At 48.8% G+C, this 24,761-nt stretch carries 18 protein-coding genes and 1 tRNA gene; 9 read left to right on the forward strand and 10 right to left on the reverse strand.

Features of this window, described 5'->3' with window-relative positions:
• Positions 1–39: 39 nt before the first annotated feature.
• Positions 40–1,503, reverse strand: coding sequence for a TolC family outer membrane protein (locus tag V7676_RS02915; protein WP_335658159.1), 1,464 nt, complete (start codon positions 1,501–1,503; stop codon positions 40–42).
• A 42-nt stretch (positions 1,504–1,545) separates the two neighbouring features.
• On the reverse strand, positions 1,546–2,175 hold the full coding sequence (locus V7676_RS02920) for a protein-L-isoaspartate O-methyltransferase family protein (protein WP_335658160.1): 630 nt from the start codon (positions 2,173–2,175) through the stop codon (positions 1,546–1,548).
• A gap of 250 nt (positions 2,176–2,425) precedes the next feature.
• Here V7676_RS02920 and V7676_RS02925 point away from each other — a divergent pair.
• Together V7676_RS02925 and V7676_RS02930 are read left to right on the forward strand one after the other, a co-directional pair.
• Positions 2,426–2,499 (forward strand) — tRNA-Cys (locus V7676_RS02925).
• A gap of 366 nt (positions 2,500–2,865) precedes the next feature.
• Positions 2,866–4,089, forward strand: a complete 1,224-nt coding sequence (locus V7676_RS02930; protein ID WP_335658161.1) for a tyrosine-type recombinase/integrase — start codon at positions 2,866–2,868, stop codon at positions 4,087–4,089.
• Between the two features lie 119 nt (positions 4,090–4,208).
• On the opposite strand, the gene V7676_RS02935 is transcribed toward V7676_RS02930, so the two are convergent.
• The 5 genes from V7676_RS02935 to V7676_RS02955 all read right to left on the reverse strand — a co-directional run bounded on the left by V7676_RS02935 (position 4,209) and on the right by V7676_RS02955 (position 12,533).
• A complete protein-coding gene (locus V7676_RS02935; RefSeq protein ID WP_335658162.1) occupies positions 4,209–7,307 on the reverse strand; it encodes an HsdR family type I site-specific deoxyribonuclease in 3,099 nt (1,032 codons plus the stop codon).
• A complete protein-coding gene (locus V7676_RS02940) occupies positions 7,300–8,367 on the reverse strand; it encodes an AAA family ATPase (protein ID WP_335658163.1) in 1,068 nt (355 codons plus the stop codon). Before V7676_RS02940 ends, V7676_RS02935 begins: the two co-directional genes overlap by 8 nt.
• A gap of 130 nt (positions 8,368–8,497) precedes the next feature.
• Positions 8,498–9,766, reverse strand: a complete 1,269-nt coding sequence (locus V7676_RS02945; protein ID WP_335658164.1) for a restriction endonuclease subunit S — start codon at positions 9,764–9,766, stop codon at positions 8,498–8,500.
• Positions 9,763–11,310, reverse strand: coding sequence for a type I restriction-modification system subunit M (locus tag V7676_RS02950; protein ID WP_335658165.1), 1,548 nt, complete (start codon positions 11,308–11,310; stop codon positions 9,763–9,765). The genes V7676_RS02945 and V7676_RS02950 overlap by 4 nt, the downstream gene beginning before the upstream one ends.
• A 245-nt stretch (positions 11,311–11,555) precedes the next feature.
• Complete coding sequence (locus tag V7676_RS02955) at positions 11,556–12,533, reverse strand: hypothetical protein (protein WP_335658166.1); 978 nt, start codon at positions 12,531–12,533, stop codon at positions 11,556–11,558.
• 171 nt (positions 12,534–12,704) lie between these two features.
• On the opposite strand from V7676_RS02955, the gene V7676_RS02960 reads away from it, so the two are divergent.
• The 3 genes from V7676_RS02960 to V7676_RS02970 all read left to right on the forward strand — a co-directional run bounded on the left by V7676_RS02960 (position 12,705) and on the right by V7676_RS02970 (position 16,707).
• Entirely contained in the window at positions 12,705–13,076 is a 372-nt protein-coding gene (locus V7676_RS02960; RefSeq protein WP_335658167.1) for a hypothetical protein, read from the forward strand.
• Between the two features lie 2 nt (positions 13,077–13,078).
• On the forward strand, positions 13,079–13,978 hold the full coding sequence (locus V7676_RS02965) for a hypothetical protein (RefSeq protein ID WP_335658168.1): 900 nt from the start codon (positions 13,079–13,081) through the stop codon (positions 13,976–13,978).
• A gap of 368 nt (positions 13,979–14,346) precedes the next feature.
• Positions 14,347–16,707 (forward strand): MobA/MobL family protein, encoded by a 2,361-nt coding sequence (locus V7676_RS02970; protein ID WP_335658169.1) that lies wholly within the window; start codon positions 14,347–14,349, stop codon positions 16,705–16,707.
• Positions 16,708–16,880: 173 nt separating this feature from the next.
• On the opposite strand, the gene V7676_RS18815 is transcribed toward V7676_RS02970, so the two are convergent.
• On the reverse strand, positions 16,881–17,384 hold the full coding sequence (locus V7676_RS18815) for a GNAT family N-acetyltransferase (RefSeq protein ID WP_442955386.1): 504 nt from the start codon (positions 17,382–17,384) through the stop codon (positions 16,881–16,883).
• A gap of 470 nt (positions 17,385–17,854) precedes the next feature.
• Here V7676_RS18815 and V7676_RS02975 point away from each other — a divergent pair, with 470 nt between their 5' ends.
• Positions 17,855–18,805: a hypothetical protein gene (locus V7676_RS02975; protein ID WP_335658170.1), complete on the forward strand. Its 951-nt coding sequence runs from the start codon at positions 17,855–17,857 to the stop codon at positions 18,803–18,805.
• A 483-nt stretch (positions 18,806–19,288) separates the two neighbouring features.
• Positions 19,289–19,756 carry a GNAT family N-acetyltransferase gene (locus tag V7676_RS02980; RefSeq protein WP_335658171.1) on the forward strand — a complete coding sequence of 156 codons (468 nt, stop codon included), beginning with the start codon at positions 19,289–19,291 and terminating at the stop codon, positions 19,754–19,756.
• Between the two features lie 83 nt (positions 19,757–19,839).
• Here V7676_RS02980 and V7676_RS02985 read toward each other — a convergent pair whose 3' ends face one another.
• The gene (locus tag V7676_RS02985; protein WP_335658172.1) at positions 19,840–20,277 is read right to left on the reverse strand and encodes a hypothetical protein; all 438 of its coding nucleotides are present in this window, start codon (positions 20,275–20,277) and stop codon (positions 19,840–19,842) included.
• Between the two features lie 921 nt (positions 20,278–21,198).
• Positions 21,199–21,786, reverse strand: coding sequence for an SOS response-associated peptidase family protein (locus V7676_RS02990; RefSeq protein WP_335658173.1), 588 nt, complete (start codon positions 21,784–21,786; stop codon positions 21,199–21,201).
• A 331-nt stretch (positions 21,787–22,117) separates the two neighbouring features.
• Here V7676_RS02990 and V7676_RS02995 point away from each other — a divergent pair, with 331 nt between their 5' ends.
• The gene (locus tag V7676_RS02995) at positions 22,118–22,693 is read left to right on the forward strand and encodes a hypothetical protein (protein ID WP_335658174.1); all 576 of its coding nucleotides are present in this window, start codon (positions 22,118–22,120) and stop codon (positions 22,691–22,693) included.
• Positions 22,694–23,522: 829 nt separating this feature from the next.
• On the forward strand, positions 23,523–24,599 hold the full coding sequence (locus V7676_RS03000; protein WP_335658175.1) for a hypothetical protein: 1,077 nt from the start codon (positions 23,523–23,525) through the stop codon (positions 24,597–24,599).
• Positions 24,600–24,761: the final 162 nt, after the last annotated feature.

The raw sequence follows: 24,761 nt of genomic DNA on the forward strand, positions 1-24,761 counted from the left end.
AACCATAGCATCGGCAACTATTTGCCTGTTGATGGAGCGCTAATTTCTACCTTTGGATACTGGTAGAGGTTCAATATCGGCTGTCTGCGCCGGAGTATTGACCGTATGGGTTGCCTGGGGCTCAGGATTTGGATCGGACTGAAAATCGTAAAATTGACCTTTAACTCGGTCATAATTGACTTGCGGATCATAGAGCGGTCCGCCGTCGAGGCCCAAGTCACGGGCTTCCGCCCGCCCCATTGCGGCCAGCAGGGTGAAGCCGGCAACATAGCTGTTTCGCCGTGCCGTTACCAGTTGCACCTGTGCATTGAGCAATTCCTGCTCTGCGTTTAATATGTCGAGAATAGTTCGGTTACCGACGCTATTTTCAGCACGAACACCTTCCAGAGATAGAGCGCTAGCAGCTACTGCCCGTTCTGATGACTGGATAACACGTTCCGACGCCCGCCAGCTGGAATAGGCCGCACGCGTTTGCGCGATAATGCTGCGTTCCGTTTCGATAAGCTGTTCATAAGCCTGCCCGGATCGGGCTTGTGCCTGACGCACCTGAGCTGCGGGACGTCCACCTTGATAGATAGGAACGGTCAGGCGCACACCGGCTTGGGCATCGGATTGTTCCTGAACCAGAGTGGCGCTGGCGACGCTGCCGCCCAACGTATCCAGATAATTCACATAGCTGCCCTGAGCATAAGCTGAGACTGTCGGTTTGACGACACCGCGCGCGGTTTTAATGTCCCATTCTGCGGCCTCACTGCGTTCTTTTGCCGCCAACAGGTCGGGATTAAATTGCAAGGCAATGTCCACCGCTTCATCTGGCGATTCTGGCAAATTGGGCAGGGGCGGCGGTGATTGCAGCTCGCCGGGAACTTGTCCGACCAACGCAATATAATTTTCCTTACTGCTAATTAAATTGGCGCGCGCAGTTTCCAGCTCGCCTTTGGCTACTTCTAGCCGTGATTCGGATTGCGCGACGTCGGTGCGGGTCAGATCGCCAATTTCAAAGCGGTCGCCGGTTGCTTCCAGATTAACATCAAGCACACCGACATTGGCGCGGTTTAATTTGACGACGGCTTCATCGCGCATGACGTCCATATAGGCGGCAACTACATTGCTGAACAAACTGGCCTCTGTGCCGCGCAGATCATATTGACCGGCAGAAACCCGAGTCTTCGCGGCGCGGACCGAGTTTTTGACCCGACCGCCGGAATAAATGGGGACGCTAATGTCACCGCTTGCGCTGGCTTGCCGAAGCGGTGCTGTGAAGCTGTTAGCGTTGCGCAGGAAATTTTCCTGATAGACAAAGGTGGACCCGGAACTTGGACGACCATCTGCCTTTGCGATGGCGACATTTTCATCTTCTGCACGCTGTCCGGCCTGAGCCCCCGACAATGTGGGGTTAGTTTTATAAGCGGCTACAAAAGCTTCGCGGAGCGTATCGGCATGGGCTGGGCTGGAGAGGGTCGCAATGGCGACGGCGCTAAGCAACAGATTGCGCTTACTCATTGAAAACGTCTCCTGGAAAATATGTGCAGAACAGTCTGCATATTAGAAACTGAAGCTCTTTGCCTGTTCAAAGCCGGGCAGGACAGTGCCGCCGCAATCCGCAAAAAATTGATAGCCGATCGTGTCACCGACTTTATACCCGACGACCAGACGAACAACGCCTTTGTCCATTACTGCCCCGACCAGACGTCCTGCATCCGCAAGCTGGTCGGTCATCATTGATGGTATTGCCTCTGCAATGCCATCAATGATGATAACCGAATAGGGCGCGTTTTTGGCAAAGCCTTCGCCATGATTTGCTTGCTCAACCTGCACATTGTCGAGTGCGCTGAGATTGTCTTTTGCCTTGGCAGCGAGTTTGGCCGATTGTTCGACCGCAACGACTGAACCGGTAAGTTGCGCCAGCACAGCGGCGGTGTAACCGGTCGCAGCGCCGATAAGCAGGACATTGTCATCCTTCGTCAATTCCGCTGTGTCCAAAAGGCGCCCCGTGGCTAGCGGAGCGTTTAAAGACCGTCCCTCACCAACGCTCACACCGCGGTCGGAATAGGCGACGCTACGAGATGCAGCGGGCACAAAATCTTCCCGGGCGATGTGGCTCATTGCGGCTATAACGCGCAGATCGCTGACATCGCTTGTCCGTAATTGGCTTACCACCATGGATTTGCGCATTTCTTTAAAATTCTCGTGACCCACAATACCACCTTTGATGCGTTTGAGTTTCGCCTATGCCATTCCTGTATTATTAAGGCAATACAGTATGTTCGTCATTCATGCGCTTCTAGCTGCACTTATCGATGCCGCCAAGACGGATTTCAGCGTTTTTTCAATCATAGCGACTTTTCCGCGACATTATGTCGGGCCGCGGAGATAAGTTATTGTTGACATCTGGCATAAAGCAAAGCAATTGCGCTTCCTCTCCGGCCCGATGGCGGAGTGGTGACGTAGCGGATTGCAAATCCGCGCACCCCGGTTCGATTCCGGGTCGGGCCTCCAAACACTTGGTTTCCTCCATTTCTCTAATTATAGATATAATGAATGGTGTCCGCCGGCTTATGGCTTCGCGACGACGGCTGGCGTAGTCGAACGGAATAAAATATCGGTGTCGGTATTGCTTCGCAAAAATCTGTTCCGCCGTTAAATTCGAAATGAACAAGTTTGCAGAGAAACCGACTCAAATACATATCTTATTTCGGTAAATTGGATCCCCCGTGAGGAATCTAACTTGATGCTCGCTGATGTTCGCAGGCCGCCGTTTTCCTAGCTAAATCATAAGGTATTAAGCCGATTTTATTTGGCAGTTGTTCGTTGACAATCGCCTCCAGTCACATCACAGTGTGGGAACAACTAGGGGATCAATCTATGCCGAAATTAACCGCTCTGGCGGTCAGGAACGCCAAAACCGGAAAGCATGGTGACGGCGAGGGTCTTTACCTTATGGTGAAGCCAAGTGGCGCAAAATCGTGGGTGCTTCGAATTCAGGCGGATGGGAAACGTCGAGATATTGGTCTGGGGACCGTGGAAACATCACCCAAGACCGACGACAGTAGTCTAGAGGTCACTATTCCTATACTGCAGCGTAAAGTGCTTTCGCTCGCGGAAGCGCGGCAAAAGGCGGGGCTGCTCAGAAGCGCGGCGAAATCGGGCCTAAATCCAATCGAAGAGCGCGATCGCGAGAGGCAGAAAGTTCCAACCTTTCAGGAAGCGGCCATATCGACACACAACTCGTTGCAAAAGGGATGGACCAAAAAGAATGCGGATGCTTTTCTCAATTCCCTGACCAAGCATGCCTATCCAACCTTGGGGGGGAAAAGTGTTCATCTGATTTCTACGTCCGATATCATCACTACGCTCGAGCCCATTTGGAGCGACAAACCCCAGATTGCGAAGAAAGTTCGTCAGCGCATTGGAACGGTATTAAACTTTGCGCACGCGAAGGGCTGGCGACCAACAGAAGCACCGCAGAAATCTATTAGTAAAGGCCTTCCTAGACAACCTAAGCCTGGTCACTTTGACGTGATGCCTTACCGGGAAGTTCCGGCGTGGGTTGCTGCTCATATTCACAACGCGCCAACGCAGGGTCGTAGAGGGCAGCTCCTTCAGATATTTACTGCGTCACGTCCAGGAGAAGTTCGCGGAGCTCAATGGGGCCAATTCGACTTCGCTGAGCGTCTTTGGCATCGTCCAGCTTGGTTAATGAAAGAAAGAGTTACGCATACTGTCACGCTCAACACAGGCGCAATAGAGCTTCTTGAACAGATTCGCTCGGAACTAGAATTCGAGCCGCAGCCAACCGACCTGGTGGTTTCTAGCCCTACCGGCAAAATGCTCTCAGATGGAACGTTCAACAAAGTATTACGCGATGCCGGCCTCTCTCATGACACTCATGGCTTCCGCAGTTCGTTTCGTGACTGGGCAGCGGAGAATGTGCCGGAGATACCAGATTCTGTTGCGGAGGCGGCCATCTCACATGTCGTGCCCGATAGAGTTGTGCGTGCGTATAAGCGGACCTCTTTCATTGAGATGCGCCGCACATTATTGCAGAAATGGAGCGATTATTTGCAGGGTTTGGAGACTTTGGCGTGACGTTTATATCGCCCGTATCACTTGCTATCGCATATATGGTCGGACAATTGTTGGCGGCCCTGATGCGTAATGCTTTCAGGAAAAAGTCAGAATTATCCGACTTTAGTTACCTGGCGCTGCTATAACTGTCCTCCAACCCCTTTAAATTTTTCCACGAAAGTCGACATTTTTTCGAATACACGTTGCTTTACGACGCGGAACTGTGGGCTCAAAGGGCTCATTTTGGGTAAGACCGCATTCAGATCAGTGCCATTCTCGCTGGCAAATTCGCGTTTAATAGAAGTAACTAAATAACGTTTTGCTGCTTCTGAGTTAAGATTTTCAGCAACGATAATTTCTTCAGCTTCACGGCGCTGTTCCTTCTGGGCAAATGAGTAAAATGCCTCAAGAATATCGGCTTTGTCGCTAATTATATCAAGGTCAGTCTGATTTATGAAATCCACCAGAAGGCTCTCTTTCGCTCGGTTCCCAAAGCTGGCGCCGATTACCCGGCGGGCATCTTCGATCAGATCGTCTTTGTCCTTCACGTTTTTGTTTTTCTCAAAGATTAGCTCAAGAATATAGTCAAGATTGAATTCCTGCGATTTAAGCAGATCGACTTCAAAAATAACATCGTCCCACTCGACGGTGGATTGCGCGTTTTCATCTGACGCTCTTTCCCGGCGCAACCAATCACGAATGTCATTATACGTTGATCTGTAATCCTGGACTTTTCGTTCAGCTGGCAACGTAACAGCCGCAAGGTCGTGTATCTCAGAATCATTCAGGTAGTAGGCTTCTTTGAAGGCTTCGACGACTTTAGAATCGCTTTGATCCACTGTTTGAAATGCTTTCAGCGCGGCAAATTCATCGTAATTCTGAAGGACATTTTCGGCCCTCAGATACTCGCCAAACAGTTTTGAGAACGCCTTCTTATCTGTCTCGTTCACGATTTCATCAGGTTTCGGGAAGCGTTCCTTGAGTTCATGCAATATTTCTACAAACCCACGCCGGGCTAAGCCCGTGGCTAAGTCTGTGAAACCCTCCATGTATTCCTTATAGCTCTTTTCCAGAACCACGTTCTTGGTATTACTGTCACCAAAAAGCGTGATTGCATCGATGGTCGCCTGCTCCAAATCACGAAAAGCAACGATATTACCAAATGTCTTGGTGGCGTCATAAATCCGGTTGGTTCTAGAAAATGCTTGCAGCAGTCCATGGTAGCGTAGGTTTTTATCAACAAATAAAGTGTTAAGGGTAGGGGCATCAAATCCGGTAAGAAACATTCCGACAACAATTAGCAGGTCAATGTCTTTGGATTTTACCCGGCTTGCCAAGTCCCGGTAGTAGTTCTGAAAGCCGTTGCTCTCGGTGCTGAAATTTGTTTTGAAGAACGTGTTATAGTCAGTGATGGCAGCATTTAAAAACTCCTTTGCGCTCCTGTTCATCGCCGACACATCAAAACCCTCGTCCTGAATATCGCCGACTGCATTCTGCTCTTCATTGGCCGCAAAAGAAAAAATTGTAGCGATCTTTAGCGGCCGCTCGCTATCTGCTTGCAGCGCATTTAAGGTTTCATAATACAGCTTAGCGGCGTCCACGCTGCTGACGGCGAACATTGCATTAAAGCCGTCGCCTGTATTCATGCGATGAGTTTTCTGGCGGAAGCTGTTAAGGATATATTGCGAAACTTCGCGGATTCGCTCTGGGTGCAACAAGGCCTGCCGGTTCTCTGCAGCGTTGAGCTTTTGATCATCCTGCTCGGTTTCGATATTCCTGAATCTCGGGCGGACATCATTGTAGTCGACCTTAAACTTCAGCACTTTTTCATCGCGGATGGCGTCGGTTATAACGTAAGAATGCAGCTCCCTGCCGAATACGCTGGCGGTTGTATCTGCTCCCAAAGCATTCTCGGGAAAGATCGGGGTTCCGGTGAAGCCAAATTGATAGTAGCGCTTGAATTTCTTCTTAAGGTTCTTTTGCGCTTCACCAAACTGGCTGCGGTGGCATTCGTCAAAAATGAAAGCCACCTGCTGTCCGTAGACAGGCAGATCGCCTTCGATCTTCATCAGATTGTTGAGTTTCTGGATTGTGGTGACGATGATCTTATTATCGTCTTTATCCAGATTGCGTTTCAGCCCGGCGGTGTTGTCAGAGCCGTTGACACTATCAGGCGAAAACCGCTGATATTCCTTCATTGTCTGATAATCGAGATCCTTGCGGTCCACGACGAAGAATACCTTGTCGATGAAATCCAGTTCAGTGACCAGCTGCGCGGCCTTGAAACTGGTCAGAGTTTTGCCAGAACCGGTGGTGTGCCAGATGAAGCCGCCACTTTCAGGCTTGCTCCACCCCTTCGCTTGATAAGAGCTGTTGATCTTCCACAAAATGCGTTCCGTGGCGGCTATTTGATAGGGACGCATCACCAGCAACGTGTCGCTGACATCAAAAACCGAAAATTGCAGCAAGACATTTAGCAGCGTGCGCTTCTGCAGGAAAGTAGCAGTGAAGTCCTTCAGGTCTTTGATCAGGCTGTTGTCGGATTTTGCCCAGTTCATTGTGAAATCGAAACTGTGCTTATCGCGCTTGGTGGTATTTGCGAAATAGCGGCTATCTGTGCCGTTAGAGATCACGAAGATTTGCAGATATTTGAACAGAGAATTGTCGCTGTTGAAGCTTTCTTTGCTGTATCGGTGGATCTGGTTGAATGCCTCGCGGATAGCGACGCCGCGCTTTTTCAACTCAATTTGGATCAAAGGCAATCCATTCACCAATATGGTCACATCATACCGGTTTGCATGAACCCCGGCCTGTTCAAACTGCTTGATCACCTGCACTTTGTTGCGTGCGATATTCTTCTTATCGACCAGCGCGATGTTTTTGATGCGGCCATCATCGAACACGAAATCATGAATATGGTTGTTCTGAATTTTCTTGGTTTTCTCAATGATGTTATCGCTGGGCCTATCCAGATAGGTTTCGGTAAAGTGCGCCCATTCGGCATCGGTAAAAGTCACGCTGTTCAGCGACTGGAGCTGCACCCGCACATTGGCCAGCATGGCAGCGGGGGTTTTGAGGTTGGGTAGAAATTCATAACCCTGATTAACTAGATCGCGGACCAGCTCGCGTTCCAGATCATCTTCGCTCTGATAATGCTCGGCAGCAGTCCATTCTTTGGTGTATTTGTCCAGAACGATGAAGTTGTTCGATTCAGCTATGGGTTTCGTCTGCTCAACCATTTTGCTCGCCTTGTTGCCAATAGCCGTAATTATCGATCAGGTTATCAAGCAACAGCTTTACGATTTGCTTTTCTGGTTGCGTCGGCTCCCGGACCTCTTCGCTGGAAAGTGTCGAATGGTTGGAAAACTGGATGACCCGGTTCAGATAGGATTTCTTATCACCCTCCACCGTGTCAAGCAGATCTCCCCATTGCCTGTGGCCTAGAAAGGCTGCCGTCTTCTCGTAAAGATTGCGCAAAAGCGAAAAGTGATATCGTTCAATCCGGTTTGCAGAGATTGCCTCTTCCAGCACTCTCCTGAGATGCAAATGGTATGAAAAGCTCTTGTTGGAGTCACCGAATTTCACGTTCAGGTCATAGGTCCCATCGTCCAGGCGCTCCAAAAGATAACAACCATCACTTTTATTTTGTTTCTTCAAGCCAAGCTCGTTGTGCATGACATTGTAAAATAGTGGGCTGTGGGTTGTGATGATAAATTTCAGCTCAGGCGGAGCCTGATTGATCAATGCAGCCAAATTTACCGCCAGTTCGATAAGATGGTTTTCATCGAGCGAGGTCACCGGATCATCAATGAAAACATATTCCAGCTGATTGAACTGATCGGTATCTCTGTCATCGGGTTCTGCGACCTGAAGCACTCCACTGGCAACTTCGAGCAGGGTGTAGAAAAGGCTCCAGATGAAAATACTCTCTTCGCCCTTGGATATTTTGAAGTTACCCGAAGGCGTATTGCCGCCAGTTTCGACCGAAAAGGTCACTTCGGAAAACGCCTTTATCGTGCTCTCGTTGCCGGCTTGGTCCTGACGCTGATACTCCTGATTGAAGCTTGGGTTCAGCTTGTCATTTGTGTAGCGCTGAAAGTTCCTCGTGACATTAACCTCTTGACCCTGCTCTTTGAAAATAAAGTCAGTGAAGCTGTTCTGGTGAATCATCAGCTTGAGCTGAGTATCATCTAAAAGATCGTTATCCCAATAAAACAGATCTTCGGTGAAGGCGCTGTAATAGAGGATTTTTTCACGCCCGGGCGGAGCGTCTTCTTCATATGATTTCGGCGCAACCAAGTCCTTCAGAACGCGGGAAAGGCGGGTCTTTCCGGTGCCATTGAAAGCGTAGATCAGCTGAACCTTCTTGCCATTATTCTCCGCTCTGTCGCGAAGCTGCTGAGCAATATCTTCTAGTCTTTTGCCCATTTTATGTCGCTACCTCCGGCTTTGCGAAGCTCAGCAGCAGGTCGCGATAATATTGATATTGCTGGTTCCGCAGCGCTATTTCGCGCGGAAATCCTTCGCTGAGTGAATTGGTGAGGGTGTCCATTTTATCCAGAATACATGCAATCCGAATCTGCTCCTCTAAGGACCGTTTGGGATCGTCAGGATGAGGGATCGGAATTTTCAGCTTGGCTTTAAGAGCGTTCGAGCTCAGATTTGGCTGAGCACCCCCTCCAGCGAGTGTGTAAATCTGTTGATTTTGCGAAAGTAGAAAGTGGTATAGATACCGATTATTTAATGAATCTGGATTTGGTAGAAATTTTCCTACGCGCTGATTGAGATAGGCGGTGTTCTCGTGCGGATAGTAGCCGATCTTTCCAGTTGTCGCTCCAGACATAGCTACTAAAATATCGCCTTTTGAAATGGCGTATGCTTCTGTATTTTCTTTGTAATCAGCAGGATTGAAATATTTAACACCGTCCAATTGGATGGTTCCGCCGGATACATTTGTAATCCTGATAATTGGACGACCTTCTCCGCGAAAAAGCTTGCTTTTAAAAGCAAATCCGTTCTTGAATTCACACACTTGACCCAATGCCTTCAAGTCCATCTCACCATCTTTAAAGGTCAGGAGCTGGTTGCGGAAGTAATTGTATTGCTTTTTGCGGGCTGTAAGCTCTGCTGTAAGCTCTGCTGTAAGCTCAGTGAAAGCGTCCAGAATCCGGACAATCTCACCCTGAATCGCAAGCGACTTTTTCGGGTTCTCGGGGCAGGGGATGGGGACATTGAAAGCTTTGACCTTTCCGTCCGAAATTGCCGGATAAGCAGAACCACTCTGTTGCTCTTCAACATATGTTTTGAACTGAGCGGAGCCGATCCAGTGTAGTAGCCAACCGGGCGATACTTTAGACGGGTCCGGGCGAAGGACACAGTAACCCGTGCTTGCTACTTCACCAGACCATTCAGGTGAGATAAGGCAAAACCTTTGCTGAGCAGGTCTTGTAGTTGCGAAGATCAAGTCATCAGTTTGAACTAGCTTTTGAGCACGACTAGGAGCGGTATCTCTTGTAATCTCGTTGGTTTCAGAGATTATTCCAGTTTCTCGGTCTACCGACGACAAATCGATATATTGATACGTTCGGTCAGTATCCGACCATTTGATGTTGCTCGTGGGCAGCGTAACTTTTTCCAAAGGCACCCATTCCACATTAGCCTTGTCCAGCAGCTTCTTTAGAAATCCCGCCTCGATCATGCTTCAATCTCGGCAACGATGGCGTCGATATCGCTGCGGAGCTGGTCAATCTTGGCGACAGTCACCTTCAGTGCTGCATTCAGCTCGGTGATATTCACCACCTCGCGCGTATCTTCAGCTTCCACATAACTGCTGACCGAGAGATTATAGTCGCTTTCGACAACCCTATCATACGGCACGGTTTTCGCGATGTGCGCCACGTTCTCTTTGGTATCAAACATCTCGATAATCTTGGTGATGTGGCAATCTTCCATCAAATTATTGTTGGTGCCTTTCTTGAAGAACGCCTCGCCGCTGGCTTCGATAAACTGGACGCCAGTGTCGGTCTTGTTTTTGGCCAGCACTAAAATCGTCACCGAAATGGTCGTGCCGAAAAACAGATTGGGCGCGAGAGAGATCACAGTTTCGACGAAATTATTATCGATCAGATATTTCCTGATTTTCTGTTCCGCGCCGCCGCGGTAGAAAATACCGGGAAAGCAAACAATTGCTGCACGGCCTTTGGCCGATAGATAGCTAAGCGCGTGTAGCACGAAGGCAAAGTCGGCCTTTGACTTAGGCGCCAGAACACCGGCGGGTGCAAACCGTTCATCATTGATCAGCGTGGGATCATCCGACCCCTTCCATTTGACCGAATAGGGCGGGTTGGAGACAATCGCATCAAAGGGCTTATCATCGCCGAAATGCGGATGCTCCAGAGTGTTGCCTAACTGGATGTTGAACTTGTCATAATTGATGTTGTGCAAGAACATATTCATGCGGGCGAGGTTGTAAGTGGTGTGATTGATCTCCTGCCCAAAAAAGCCGTCTTCGATCACATGATTATCGAAATGCTTTTTGGCTTGCAGCAGCAGGGAACCTGAGCCAGCTGCAGGATCATAGATTTTATTGACGCTGGTCTGTTTATGCAACGCTAGCTGGGCGATCAGTTTGGAAACGTGTTGCGGGGTGAAAAACTCACCGCCCGATTTGCCCGCATTGGCGGCGTAGTTGGAAATGAGGAATTCATAGGCGTCACCGAATAGATCGCCTTCGTTGTCTCCAAAATCTCCCAAATTTAAGCGCGCCACACCTTTGAGAACTGCGGCCAAGCGAGAGTTCTTATCTTTCACAGTATTGCCCAGCCGATTGCTGGTCGTATCGAAATCGGCAAATAGCCCCTTGATATCCATTTCTGATGGGAAGCCGCTGGCGGATGCCTCGATCGCGGTAAAGGTCGCGGCCAGATCAGTGTTCAGACTTTCGTTGGTATTGGCCGCAGCGACCACATTCGAAAACAGCTGGCTGGGGTGAATGAAATAACCTTTGGTTTTGGTGGCATCCACTTTTACATCGTCTGGTATGTCACTGTCGGCCATCGTGGCATAGTCAATGCTGTCATCACCGGCTTCGATATAGGTTACGAAGTTTTCGCTGATGAAGCGGTAGAACAAAGCGCCTAAGACGAACTGCTTAAAATCCCAGCCATCAACCGCGCCGCGCACCTCATTTGCAATTCGCCAGATTTCTCGGTGCAGTGCGTCGCGTTGTTGCTGGCCAGTCATTTGTATTTTCCCCGAAACTTTATGACCTTGCCTACTGACTTAATCTAAGGATGCTTGCAATAACTTGCGTAGTTTAAAACACTACATTTATCCGTCCGAAGTAAACAGGTAGGTTTTTTTTAACTTTTGCGATGGTATTTGAGCGCCAGTAGGCTCAAATTTAAGCTCTTAAAAACGGTAACAGAATCCGATGACAATATCTGCGGGTGGCTAAATTAATAGGAGCAGGGCTGCAAACTTTATATTTACCGGCATTTAGCGAGCAAGAAAGTCTTTCTAGGCTCTTTTCCAGGTAGCTGCACGCGCCTCATGTCCGGAATTTCATGGGCGAAATTATATTTCAGAGCGAGCATGAAAGGCCATGTATCCTTCCGCGTTTTCCAAAGTTCTAATGATTTGCGCTCACCGTATGTTTTAATGAGCCACTCCCTGCAGATTTTAAAAACAATATTTTTCTGGTCTTGTGGTAGCTTCGCCGCGTTAAATTCTGGCAAAAGATCAGGCTGGTTATAATCAGCTAAATCCATAAACGGCGGATAGTCGCCATTTTCCAAGTTTTGGGCCAATCCTCGATTATTAATGGAGCTAATGGGGGCCGCAGTGATGGAATATTGCTGGTGATCTTTGTTTAGAAAATCGGACCACACGGAATAATTGTTTGGTTCATTATTAACGACCTCGTCCGCTTCTACCTTCGAAATCGGTTTTGTGGGGGCTTTATTTAGCACTACCTTTAAGTCCGATATCGAAATCTGTGACGCATTGTGCTTTGTTATTCCAGCGACCTCAAATTTCTGAAGAAGCTTATGCTGATAGCTGAACACTTGGCGTTGGTCTTTTACGGAGTGCAGAAGCTGTTGCTTGACGCGTGTAATTTCGAAGTTTGTGTCGGAGATCACATTGGAAATCCAATGTGCAATAATTTCTTGATTATCGCGACGCCCTTGCAGCATAGCTAATCTTTCCAGCAGCGCAAGCCTGTCTGTATTCGGTCCCGAAATATTCTTGCCGCGCTTTGGCAGTTCGAACTCAAAATCCTTTATCTCTTCAGCAATCTGACCGAACTCTATTGCGGCTTCGTTTTCTGCAATTTCGCCGTCCGTAATGCGGTCCATCAGGATGCCTAGATGTGCACATTTTTGGTCGAGCAGCTTACGATGCGCGATATCTTGCCTGGCACGCTCAATGTTGTTCGGCCTACCCATTTTCTTTTTCGCTGTCATTGCACTACAGTGTGTCCCCAAAAGTAGTTTATCAAGCTAATAATTTACTTTTGGGAAAATAGGCATCTAGATGTTCTCATTCCATAACTATTGAGACAGCAGTTTTCTGGCTGCTGTCAGGTCACTGATGACCAAATGGATGGCGCCCAGTTTCGCGCTAAGGAAATAACTATGTCGATTATCCAAGAATTAATGAGCAGCACTGCGTCACGATCACCCATTCGCGACGAAGTTAGGATACACTGGGCTTCAATTATAGAAGCTGAAGAAGCTGGCTTTTCAATGGCGAGCATTTTTCGTTTGTTGAAAAAAAATGACCATCCTGTTGGTAAAGGATACAGCAGCTTTGCAGCGGCAGTAAAATACTGGAAAACTCACCCGTCATTAGAAAATCAAAAGGCGCCAGAGCCTTCGCAAGCAGCTGTTCCGGTTAGAAGTGATGAACCATCGGCTGTTCCTCAGATCGAAAAAGGTCAGACTGCGCGTTTGCCTATAAATCCCTACGCTGATGTTCGTGGCGGCAATGATTTCGGAGGGGAGTGATCATGATTGAATCTCAAAACACTCAATCTCAGCTTAACCCTATGCAGCAGCTTATTTTGGTGATTGTCATAACAAATGCCGGTGGAGAAGGTAAAAGCCTGTTCGCACAGCTGATGAAGGCCTTGCTCCTACTTGCAGGCCGGACCGTGGAATTAATCGACGGTGATCTTGGCAACAAGGCGACAAAATTGGCTGATCCGACTGCCCGATCCCTCGGTTGGGGTATTAGTCCTGATACGGCCCAGATAATCTTCAAAGAAACTTATGGTAAAAATGTCGTTCTCGATTTTGGCGCTAACGCCATGGCATCGGGACAATACCACGAGTTTATTTTTGGCTTGCAGCAACTTTTTGGTGGTGCTGGCTATAAATGCGTGGCGTTTTTGCCAGTCACGCCTCATAAAACTGGCGCAGCCGAAGGCGTTAAAAAACTCGGCCAACAACTTACCGGATTTGAACCCATCTATGTCAAGAACAACAAAGATGGGTCGGGAAAATTTGATGGCAGCTTTGAAGGTTTGACAACACTTGATCTTGGCTACCTTAAGCCTGGATTGATTGAATACCTGAAAAGGGATGGAGAAACAATTCATTCATCGATTGTAAGCCCGCCGGAGAACTGCCGAAAGGCGAGCCACCTAATTGCTGATTGGGCTCGTCAGCTTGTTGGCGACAATACGGCAATGAGTAAAATGCTGCCTCAGGTAAAGGCCGCACTGGAGAAATTTCCAAAACCTCCATCACCGCTTAGGTTCAACTTCGACTCTATTGCTTCTGTGACTGATGTTAATCTCGAACTTAATGTGATCAAAAGCAAGGTTCTTGGAGCTATTGAAGAAGGCGGATTTAGTGGAGAAAGCCTCCGATCTGTTGCCGATCGGATGGATAACGGAACTCTCTGAACTCTTCCCGGTCGCCTCATAGCGATCGGGAAATTTTCTATTTATGTTTCGGCATAGTCATTCTAAAAATAACACATTGCACATACAACCTGATGGCATTTTGTATTTATATTAGGCGAACGTTATACGATCTAAGTGTCCAATGCTCTTCCATAGTAATTGTAGTGTTCTTAAGCGCACTTCCGCAGTTTGGGCAGGCGCCCAAACTGCCGTGCGGACAGCCTTGCGGCAGCCGTTTATTGTTAATTTCCAATCCCAGGCCAATGCCATATCATTGGATATACATTGACTTAACATTCTGATAAATAACAATAATTACTTCTACTTCAAATATCCATGTCCTATAATATGTTTTGAAGGAAATGATTATGGCAACGAATGCACAGCTCGAACTAGCAGACCGGATTGCAGCGTCCCGCATTAAATTCTCACTCATACAGCAAGGCATGCTGGAACCTGATGGATATAAGACGTCATTTAATCCGAAGGTGCGCACCGTTGCAAAAGATGAGACAGCAACCAAAGGGCGTCGCGGGCAAAATACGATATCGTTTCATATCCCATGTTCTCGGATGCACCGGTTTACCGATAAGAACGGAATGACATCGTTTCATTTGTCACACAAATCCATCACCCGGGTAACTTATGAAACTTATCAGGAAGGCACCCGCGTGTCCCCGGGCGCAGCAAAGAGTCATTGCTCCTATATCGAACGGGATGCCGCGGTTGCACGCCTTGACCCTGTAGAGAAGCTGGTCGACGAATTTGAAGTTCAATCATTAAGTCCAGACGGCGTTTCTCAGTGTAAAGATGTCGCCAAACTTTCAATTAGTTCCGACCTTCCGATTGGGAAAGCGGCGGACGGTCAGTTCGGTAGCATGATTATTGACCAGGATATTTATATCACTCGGGACAGCGCTGTTTCACGTCAGCCCGATGGGCATCGAGCACTTATCACCAACATCGATGATGATGATCGTGCTCGCGCGGAATATTGGGCTTTGGTTGAAGAAAATGAAGCCAAGCCAAGTCCGGACAAAATGTCATTTCGATTTGCGGATAACCAAAAGTTCTGGTCAGCTGTATCGAAAGATGAGCAATGTCCGCTGTCGTTAAAAAGAGCGCTTGCAGCAACCGATGCAGACTGCGTGACGAAGTTGGATATTGAATCGATTGAACAGATGCGGGATTATCTATCGTCTCAGCCGGGATGCATTCTGCCCTCAAAGGGAAAAAAATCTAAACCCACTTCCGATCCGGTTGCTAAATTTCATAAAGGTCGCGGGGGCCGTATGCAGTTTCGCCTGACAGGAGAGTTGCCGAACGAATTGTCGGCCCCTCAAATGTTTGCGCTTCTCAAGGACATCACTGAAGAATTTTCCAAACGCAAATTGCCATTTGTGGCTGTCATGCATGCACCTGATCACCAGAACAACGACCGAAACTGGCATTTTCACCTCATCTATCATGATCGGCCATGCAGGCGTATCACACAAGGTGATATCGCTACACTGGAGCAGCAGGGCTATGGCACTGATCGGTTAAAAGCCGGACAATGGGACTTCACTGCGGTCACAACAAAGCAGCACCGTTCCAATGGCCGAGCCGTGCCGCTCAAACATAAAAAAGTGCGCGAGGTAGCGGAAAAACGATGGATTGAAACCTTACGAGAAATTTGCTCGGAAATTACAAATCGTCATCTGGAGCAAGCTGGACATAAACGCCGTGTGAATCACCGTTCAAACGAACGAAGAGGGATTGCGGCAGAACCACCGGAGCATCTAGGTTCAGCATTGGCCGCCGCAGAGGCGCGCGGTGAAGTCACGGACCGAGGTATTGAAAACGAAAGGCGTCAATGGGAAGCAATTATGGCGCAGGCTGATGCAAAGCTCGAGGATAGGCTATCGGATATCGGACAGCGGACTTCAAATGCCGACCGAGAAAATAGCAGCGCCGGCAAGAACCCTGCGCTAGATCAAGAAATTATCGCTGCAATGACACAGGCCGCCAGACTTGAGCACGAGGCGTTTGTGCTTGATCAGAATATGCAACGCGCTCGCTCACGGGCAGCGACCTTGAAGATGAAGAATGAGCAATTGCTGGCTGCTTACCGGAAAGATTCCAAATCTGTATCGCGATCACAATATCAAGAGGCCAAACGCCTTGTAGATGCGGCTTCGGCATATTTGCTCGCTTTGAAAGGGGCACTCGAAGACGAAAGCCAATTGCTAGCCGATTGCCTTGAAGCGGCGAATGGAGCTAACAAAAAAACAAAACTTCTTATCGATGCTCAGAGCCAGGATAATGTCAGGTCAATGTCAGTTTCGGATACGACAAGTGTTCCAGTAATGACCACCAAGCTATCTAATGCGGTGGAGGATACTAAAGTGCCTGAACCGGCTCCTGTGCCGGCTTTTCCGGTCAATCCCGATCCTACAATCGAAAAACCGCGAACGAATGCAGGTTTCTCGCATGCTAATGAAATAAATTTCAGGAAGTGGGAAAAATATTACCATAACGCCGATCAAAAGATAGATGATTATTTGGCAAAGCATATCAAACGGCTCGAAGCTGAGGAATCTAATAAAAAGGTTGAAGCCGAGAAAAGGGAAAAAGTGGAGGCCGCTGCCGCAGAAAAATTGCGCGTAAAAGAAGCCAAGAAGAATACAGGTAATAAGTTTAATGCGCAGCAGTGGCAAATTGGCATGGATCCATTCGATCGGTTCTGAACTGCTGCCGGAATATAAAATTACATTCCTGTCCCCTTTTTCCGGCCGACTGCAATTGGGCCGGTTGCCGACAGTCCGCAATTGGTGATCCAGCACGGAAAGCTGACTTTCAGCTTTCGCCCCAATGCCGGACATAGCGACGGTTATGGGCCGACACTGAAAGCGGTCGTTTATCAAAGCGCACACACGGGTCCCTTCATAAGAACAGTAGGGAGTTTGATGGACGGACCCATAGGAACGTCGACTACTCGAATGCGCTCCAATCCCATGCGCTGGTAAAACGGCTCGGCATTAAGCCCTGCGAACGCTTGAAACTTCGTAATTTTGGAATTCGACGCCTCAATCGCGCATCGATTGTAGATCGAGCGACCTATACCTTCTCTTGCGCGATCCGGATCAGTTGCGAAGTGACGTAAGTGGGCAAGGCCCGGTTTGACCTCTCCGCTTCCCGGCTTCTCGATCGTCCAGCCCCCACAGCCGATTAGGCGTTCACCGTCTTCTATCACGTAGTAAGTTCTCGAGGCCAACAAAGTAGGATTTGCCCTCGTCATTTCTGGTAGAGCTACTGCAAGCACAGCTGCGTCATACGACGCTGCCATGAGGGTCGGATACGCCCGTTCAAAGAGAGCCGTTACGCTTGGGGCGTCGTTGAGTTCAGCAGTTCGCAGGCGCATCATTCTTCTCCGTGTTCAAAAAACTGTCGGTTGAGCTTACAGCCATCGTCATAACCACGCGACTGGAACGTCCGCAATCGTGCATTTGCAACCCATAACCGGACCGTTCGTTTCCCACCCAGTTTCGGTCATTCGAACTGATTAGAAGGCAAACAAAAGCGGCTGGTCGGCAACCGCCCCAAATTGCGACATTCCCGTCAACTCGTTTGTTTCCTGCATCCGGACGATCAAGTCACTAAACCTTATTGCAACTGCGCGCCCAATCTCGGTCACACCACTGTGGAGTTGTGCTGCCCGAAAATCGTTGTAGCTGAAAAAGCAGATGATCAGAGACGAATAGAATGATCGATACTAATCGCGAAGAGGTCCAATGGGAGTAATTAACAGCGCAAAATTTATGATTGCTGCTTGTGATAAAGAGTAGCTATAAGCAGAATTTTTACCTAGTGCTAATTCTTTGAGTAGGGGTATTCGTGAGCTTCAAAGATCTCGCAATGAATTTGGTGACGCTCGGCGGATACGAGCAACTTGAGGCTGCGAAGGCCACCTACGCTTCCCACTGCCGAGAATACCAAGATAATCGAAACAAGCTATACTCGCTGGAGAGCGAGAGAGAGAATAATATCTCTACTCTCGGAAAATTGGTAGTTGAAAGCTTCAAGGCAGCCAAAGCATCACGGAAAATGCTGAGCTATGTTGGTGGCCGCCATCTCGTTTCGTCATCTGGAATTACACTGCCCCGTTCTGAATTCTGTCAAAAAAATCCCATATCCAATGTAGATCGTATCATTGCGGACTATTCGTCATCCGTTGCCATTGCGGGAGGTGCAGGTGCTGGAGCCGCTGTAGCAGCGGGCTCTTGGTCGTTGGTTGCGCTAGTTGGTTCAGCGTCAACAGGCACCGCTATTTCGACGCTCTCAGGAGTAGCCGCTACAAACGCTACGCTCGCATGGTTCGGTGGTGGCGCATTAGCCGCTGGTGGAGCGGGTATGGCAGGCGGCACCTTAGTTTTGGGTGGAGTGACTTTAGCCCCAGTTATCGCGGTAGCGGCTTGGCATTCCCGGTCAAAGACAAAGGAAGTCAACCAGGAAACAGATAAAATTCGATACGCTGATTTACAGATTCGCCAAGCTATTGGGTCAACGCAAAACACTATCAAAATGATAAAGCTTTCCTTAGAAGCAATTCGTCCATCGGCGGAAACACTTCAACGGAAGGTGAAAGCTGCAAAATCTTCATTATTTCCAATATGGGGGTGGTCGCTAATCGTCAGAATTATGAAAAATGCATTAGGTCGGAATTTTTATTCTGATGACGAATATGAAATTTTAGATTCTCTCGAATTATCGATGATAGAATTCGTTAGTTGTTTCGAGCGGCTACAGACCGGGCACAGTGAAGATACAAATGGGGGGCTGAATTGAGAGAATTTAGCATATATTCTAATTCTAAGGGCACGTCGCGAGCAGTAAAGAATGGATGGTGTTGGCCCGCCTTCTTTTTTGGAACGGTCAGAGCAGCAAACAAAGCAGATGCCATAAAAGCACACACTGGATTGCCAACATAATCACGTGATCAAAATTCTATTCGAAGGGCGGCGTGGCAGTTGTATCGGAACGCTCGGTCCAAACCGGCCATTCTCATTCCCGCCCAGCTCAAACCATTCGGGCTATGTCCGGCTTCTCAGTTTCCAAAATAAAACGAGACTGTCGGGAATCCACCCAGTTTCGGCCATTCAAATTGATTAAATGGATTATTAAAGCGGCTGGTCAGCAACCACCCCAATTTTGGTCGTTCCAAGCTCGACCTAGCGTCCGAAACCCGACGGTATTTACCTGCTGCATATCCAGAAAGAATCTGGCAGGGTAAGTTCGAACCTTGCAGATAATATTTCAAGTAGGACGCACATGACATTTTCAATCCGCGCTGAAGAGAACGACGCAGACCGCGGGTTTATCGAAGGTCTAAACCCTCGACTAACAGAAGTCATTGAAGCTCCCGCTCACAGCAAAAGGGAGGTTGAGCTATTCCAAGACGGTTTTACCGCGACGGCTTGGAATAGCGATATAGGAGAAAATGCGACTTTTATAGCTATCCAGGAATGTGGCGAGAGAATTGGTTATGTGAATGTCCGAGAAGGCATGGACGAGATTGCTGGCAAGAAGTGCGGTTACATTGCGCTCTTGGCAGTAAAACCCGAAGCAGAGGGTCAAGGCGTAGCGCGTTCACTTGTGAATGAGGCGGAGCAATGGGCCAAGAAAATGGGGTATGCACGTCTAGCGTTGGATGTATTTGCGAGCAATGACCGAGGGTTGCGGTTTTACGAAAAGGCTGGCTTTCGGCACGAAACGGTCCGCGTGATCAAACAAATTTGACTCATAATGATGGTTTTGACCCCGACGTTTCAAGCTAATAGCTGCCAGCGAGCAAACTGCCCCGTTTCGGCCATTGCATTGAGTCACATTTGACTGGGTTTGTTAGTTATTTTGACTGTGCCCACTACATTAACCTTACGAACGTCGCTCTGCGCCATCCGCTGTGTTGCGATGACGAAGAGCAAGAAGCCGATCTGACTCATGAGCTGGGGACTTGAAATCACATACCTTAAAAGCGTGCCATCGCGCATATTAAGGGCTGTCAAAGCGAGGTTATGGGCGACGTTGGTCGTAATAACGGCAACTGTTGCCGGCACTCCGATCTTCGGTCGGACGAACAAGAGGACTGCTACCAGCGGATCAATGACCGTCAGGCTTGACCAGTAAACGGCACTTGCCAAGCTCGCCCCATGATAATCCCAGAACAATCCGTGTTGAAGCAAGATGCGAGCGTGATTGATGCCGGCAAGGAAGAGGCACGCCGCCCAGATGCTCCTGATGATACGGTCCCGACGCTCCATGGAGCCATGCTAAAATATCGACCACCGGTTTTCAAACCAATAATTCGCCTGTCAACGGTCATCCCCGTTTGAACCCAACGCTTCGCTTTCCTGATCGATCATCCTTTTCGGGAAACCTGTAATGCGCGGTGACGGCAGTAATCATCCATGTATTCCCCAAAGCAGTCTGTCAGCGTCCCACCCAGTTTCGGACATTATGGTTTGACCGCATTGAGTTCAGGCAATGGCAGCTTTCAGGAACGTGCGCCGACCTTGGGAATGACGACATTTGGGGCGCGAAGCGGACGTAGGATATAGCTTTCGCAGTCGTCCGCACTTAGAGCTGGGTGAAATTTACCAATCGGCTCCTGCTTCCACTCAATACTGCAGTGCAATCGGATTCTCAGAATTTAACTACACCCTCAAATGCCACTTGAATCCGGCGCAGCATGCGATCACAATTTGCCCGCCATGACCTTCTTTGATCTAGTAAAACTGCTCCGCGAGGAGACAATTCTGGGTGTTGAGATTGGTTTGACAGTCGCTATAATTTTTCATTTATATTCCTGAAACAGCTTTTCTTTATGTTCGCTTTCTGTTCTCGCTGAGCAATGGGTTCCAATAAGCAAAAACCGATTCTCCCGAAGGCATTTTCCACGGTTGGAAACATGCGCCTCAATGGCATCCAGATCAAAGCTTGGTGCACAAAATGCCAAATGACATTCAAAGTCGACCTTGTGGCTCTCATCATGGTCAAAGGCCCGGACTATTCATTAGTTGGCAAGCATCCGCCGTGCCGAATTTATGATTGTGACGGCCGATGCAATTTCTTGGTATCGTCTGACAAAGGAACGCCAATGATTACGCTAGACCGATGGACTGATTAATTTTCACCTTCAGCCAGCATCTGCTGCCCATAAGCTGGATCATACAAATCCTTGATCAGTCTGCCATTGACATTAACTGTGATGGAAACGGCACCGCAAACTTCTCCGCCTCATCTCCTGACAACCAATCGTCATAGTCCTCAGGATGCAAAATCACCGGCATGGCTTTGGGATGGATTGGTTTGATAAGCGGATTTGGTTCGCAGGTTAGAAACGCAAAAACATTGCCTTCATCGGAAGGTCGCCAGATCCCGGCGAAAGCGGACACAGAAGCTTCGTCGACCTTAAACCAGCATTCCTCTCTCCCCGCATTAGGCTTGGGCTCTGCAAACTGCGTGAAGGGCACAAGACAGCGATTTTCAGGCTTTGTCAGCATCGAGCGCCAGAACGAGCTGGAAAGATTGCGGACGTTGGTTATTCGCTTTGTAACGGTCGTGCCAGGGCGCTTCCCTTTCATGGTCAGCGGAACGCCCCATTGCATGGTGTCCAGTTTCTTCTGACCGTCATCCACGCGGGCAACTATGCCCTGATATTTCGGCCAGACATCGATCTTGATTTCAGAGAACGGTGTATCATCAACCGCGCCAATATATTCCTTCCAAGTGGGAATAGCTTCGGGATGGTTTTGATAATGGTTGCACATTTTTTCAGCCGTTCAAAAACTTTGTGTGTGGTGATTGCTAATCGCCATACCATAGCTCGTCAAACCGGGTTGATCCCCTAGCTAGGGCTCCACGTTGGTCGAGAGAATGGGTGGCAACTAACATTGTTGGCTCGAGACGAGGGTAGGGGGTTGGGGCCTGCAATCGGGTCAGACGTAAGATGCAGGGTAGCGCAGCATCGGGATAGGTAATTCAGAAGAGAGTAATTCTTTCAGAAAAGCAGAAAGTTTGAATCATGAAGTTGAAAGGAAAAATTCCAGCTTCGTGGTTCGAAACCACTCAGCGCGGCACAGCCGCAAAGGAAAGAATCTCATGAACTATACCATTCCAGTTAACCCATCCAACTACCAAAGCGGCGTAAATGATATCTTGCTCGCAATTGAAAACGAATTCTGTGCCTCTATTGCTACGCCATGCCCGGGTTTGAATACACTAGTTATGGGAGGCAGTAGATTAACCAAAGAAGCGGAATTCGACCTTGCTGAATACTCTTTTGAACAGGACTGGAACATAATCTATGTCGCTCTAGGTAGATCAAAATATGATTCCAAGCATCGGCTGGACGATATGAAAATCAGCTTTTTCGACGCGAGCGGATGGGGCGAAGCCATAGTGTATGATGACTGCAGAATTTGGAAAGAAGGAGCCTTGGCCCGTCTCGTGCTTCAAACTAGCGAACCGCTAGAGATGAATGTAAGAATAAACGGGGATATCGAAATACGCGATGGCGAATGTTCCTACCACGAGCACGGGTTCGACCTCGCCCGCATGGATCTGGGAAAGCGACTGACGCAGAAGCAGTTATCGGTCCCGGTCATCGGCACTATCGGAGATGCTAATGTAATCTTTGATATACAGACCTTGCCTAAAGCCTTGGTCGCCGATTGATTGGTTAAAGCGGAAGCGGTCACCCCAAAAGTTCGTCAGAAGCGAACACCTGCAAATCAATACCCGAGTAATGAAAGGGTTATTGAATTAGGGGGTAGAGGGGAAAAGCGGAGGCCGAGCCCGGCCCCGTGGCTTCGCCATAACTGGCAGACAATTAAGAAAGCGTAAAGAGCAGGAAAGATATTTGCTGACAGGCTGCTCAGCAGCCACTGGGGGACGCAGAAAAAGGTCTGCGTCCCCCAGAGCGCCTGAGAGGCGCCTTTGTCCGCTTACGGCGGACGTGCCCGAAATTCTATATATCGGGATTTTCCACTCTCCTCTTCAAATTCATCTATTGTCTTAGGCATCGTGATCGACTGCAAGTCGTTTATAATTTTTACTTTTTTCATTTTTAAGGACTCCATATGCCGCGCAGGCGGCCATATTCTTTTTTCCCTTCAACCCGGGAATTTCAAATTTCCCGTTCTTCAAACAGTTCTTTTTCAAACTGCCGCTATTGCGGCGCAGAAAAGGACCTCAATGCATGGTGTTCAAGGTATCGGCACGGTAACGGGCAAGAAGCGAAACTGCCGTTTCGGTAGCGGCCCAATTGCTCTCGTTTCGAAATGCGCCCAACATCGGTTATTGAAGTTGCGCCGCCGATCTCCCGAAAACGGACATTGATTGGTTAGAAAGCTGATTGGCTGTTTTGCGCTCGATAGTGACGTGCGATATAACTATACAAGCGACGGCATGGCAGTCTTAAACGCATGATGCTGTTTACGGGCGCGCGACGGATTTTATCTTTTTAGAAGCAATTAGCAGCAGCATCAATTATGTCGGTTACGCCATGCGTATCGAACGAACCGGCCCTGTCGAGCCACTGACCCCACGCGTCGAGCGCTTTATTCTTGAAGCTTTGCGCGGTCACTCACTCGATGATCCTGACAATTCGGAGCAACTTCGGCCAGACTACGCTTGCTTGCGCGGTCTCGTAGCCATTGAGCTGAAAACGCTTGCAGATGACGGTAAGGATCGGATTGAAAATCTGGTCGAGCAATTACGGCGTCGTCCGGATTGGCCGATTTTTCTCGGAAGCGCCCCGATGGATGCCATGATAAAGAATACGGACGACCCGGAAGGCATCGGTAAGCAGGTGCTCGAACGGGTGGGGCGAGGCATCACTCGCCCGTTACAGAAAGCCAATCGCCAGCTTGAAGCGCACGAGAAGGATTACCCGCGCACTAGTCTCGTAAAAATTCTAATCCTCGTAAACGAAGACCACGAAGCCTATGATCCGCACATTGTGTCCTATATTCTTTGGCACGCCGTGCGTCGCCTAAACAACGATGGCTCGCCGCGCTTCGCCCACGTCGATGCAATCATCTACTTCACCGAGCGTCATGCAACTATCGTGGAAAACCTTCTGACTTTTCCACTCACCGTGGTCGAAGGGAACGGCGTTTACGATGCGCCTTGGAAATCGGATGTCCTTGAGTTCATCCAACGCGCCTGGATACGCCATTGCGGTTACCCAGAACTATCCCTGAAGCAACCACAGGCGTCCGACTTCACCACCATTGACCATATTCCCGAACAGGCACCACGTCACGAGCGCTGGCGAACCAACTATCGTCGCAATTCTTACCTGCAACCTTTGACCAACGATCAACTGCGTGATCGATTTGATGAGATTATGCTGATCAACACCCTGAGCTTTCTCAAAGAGCCGCCCGTCGTAATCCCAAAGGAACAAACAACCGCCAACATGGAGCGGTTCACCCACATGATGCTCGAAATGGCCAATCGCGCCATTCCTATCACCGCGTTTGCCTACGATCCACGGCGCGATATTGCCGCTGCTCGACGGCTCGGTCTGCCCGAAAACGTCGAAACATGGATTTTGCGGATTGAAGCAGAAAAGTGACAACGAATTTGAAGTGAATGTCTCCTTTGCGCCCCAGCCTGTTTAAAACCTGCCATTCCGCTACCAGCCCAATTATCGTCAGTCCGAAATGCGCCCACTCCCGGTCATAGAAGCTCAATCGCGGATTGTCTGAAAACGGACAACTCTACCGTTCAGCCTGGA

It is taken from the genome of Parasphingorhabdus sp. (assembly GCF_036963805.1).
Classification (GTDB): Bacteria; Pseudomonadota; Alphaproteobacteria; order Sphingomonadales; family Sphingomonadaceae; genus Parasphingorhabdus.

Bases quoted from the DNA above. Each gene is read 5' to 3' on its own strand.
- V7676_RS02915 (WP_335658159.1), bottom strand. From the start codon at position 1,503: ATGAGTAAGCGCAATCTGTTGCTTAGCGCCGTCGCCATTGCGACCCTC.
- V7676_RS02920 (WP_335658160.1), bottom strand. From the start codon at position 2,175: ATGCGCAAATCCATGGTGGTAAGCCAATTACGGACAAGCGATGTCAGC.
- V7676_RS02930 (WP_335658161.1), top strand. From the start codon at position 2,866: ATGCCGAAATTAACCGCTCTGGCGGTCAGGAACGCCAAAACCGGAAAG.
- V7676_RS02935 (WP_335658162.1), bottom strand. From the start codon at position 7,307: ATGGTTGAGCAGACGAAACCCATAGCTGAATCGAACAACTTCATCGTT.
- V7676_RS02945 (WP_335658164.1), bottom strand. From the start codon at position 9,766: ATGATCGAGGCGGGATTTCTAAAGAAGCTGCTGGACAAGGCTAATGTG.
- V7676_RS02950 (WP_335658165.1), bottom strand. From the start codon at position 11,310: ATGACTGGCCAGCAACAACGCGACGCACTGCACCGAGAAATCTGGCGA.
- V7676_RS02955 (WP_335658166.1), bottom strand. From the start codon at position 12,533: ATGACAGCGAAAAAGAAAATGGGTAGGCCGAACAACATTGAGCGTGCC.
- V7676_RS02960 (WP_335658167.1), top strand. From the start codon at position 12,705: ATGTCGATTATCCAAGAATTAATGAGCAGCACTGCGTCACGATCACCC.
- V7676_RS02965 (WP_335658168.1), top strand. From the start codon at position 13,079: ATGATTGAATCTCAAAACACTCAATCTCAGCTTAACCCTATGCAGCAG.
- V7676_RS02970 (WP_335658169.1), top strand. From the start codon at position 14,347: ATGGCAACGAATGCACAGCTCGAACTAGCAGACCGGATTGCAGCGTCC.
- V7676_RS18815 (WP_442955386.1), bottom strand. From the start codon at position 17,384: ATGATGCGCCTGCGAACTGCTGAACTCAACGACGCCCCAAGCGTAACG.
- V7676_RS02980 (WP_335658171.1), top strand. From the start codon at position 19,289: ATGACATTTTCAATCCGCGCTGAAGAGAACGACGCAGACCGCGGGTTT.
- V7676_RS02985 (WP_335658172.1), bottom strand. From the start codon at position 20,277: ATGGAGCGTCGGGACCGTATCATCAGGAGCATCTGGGCGGCGTGCCTC.
- V7676_RS02990 (WP_335658173.1), bottom strand. From the start codon at position 21,786: ATGTGCAACCATTATCAAAACCATCCCGAAGCTATTCCCACTTGGAAG.
- V7676_RS02995 (WP_335658174.1), top strand. From the start codon at position 22,118: ATGAACTATACCATTCCAGTTAACCCATCCAACTACCAAAGCGGCGTA.
- V7676_RS03000 (WP_335658175.1), top strand. From the start codon at position 23,523: ATGCGTATCGAACGAACCGGCCCTGTCGAGCCACTGACCCCACGCGTC.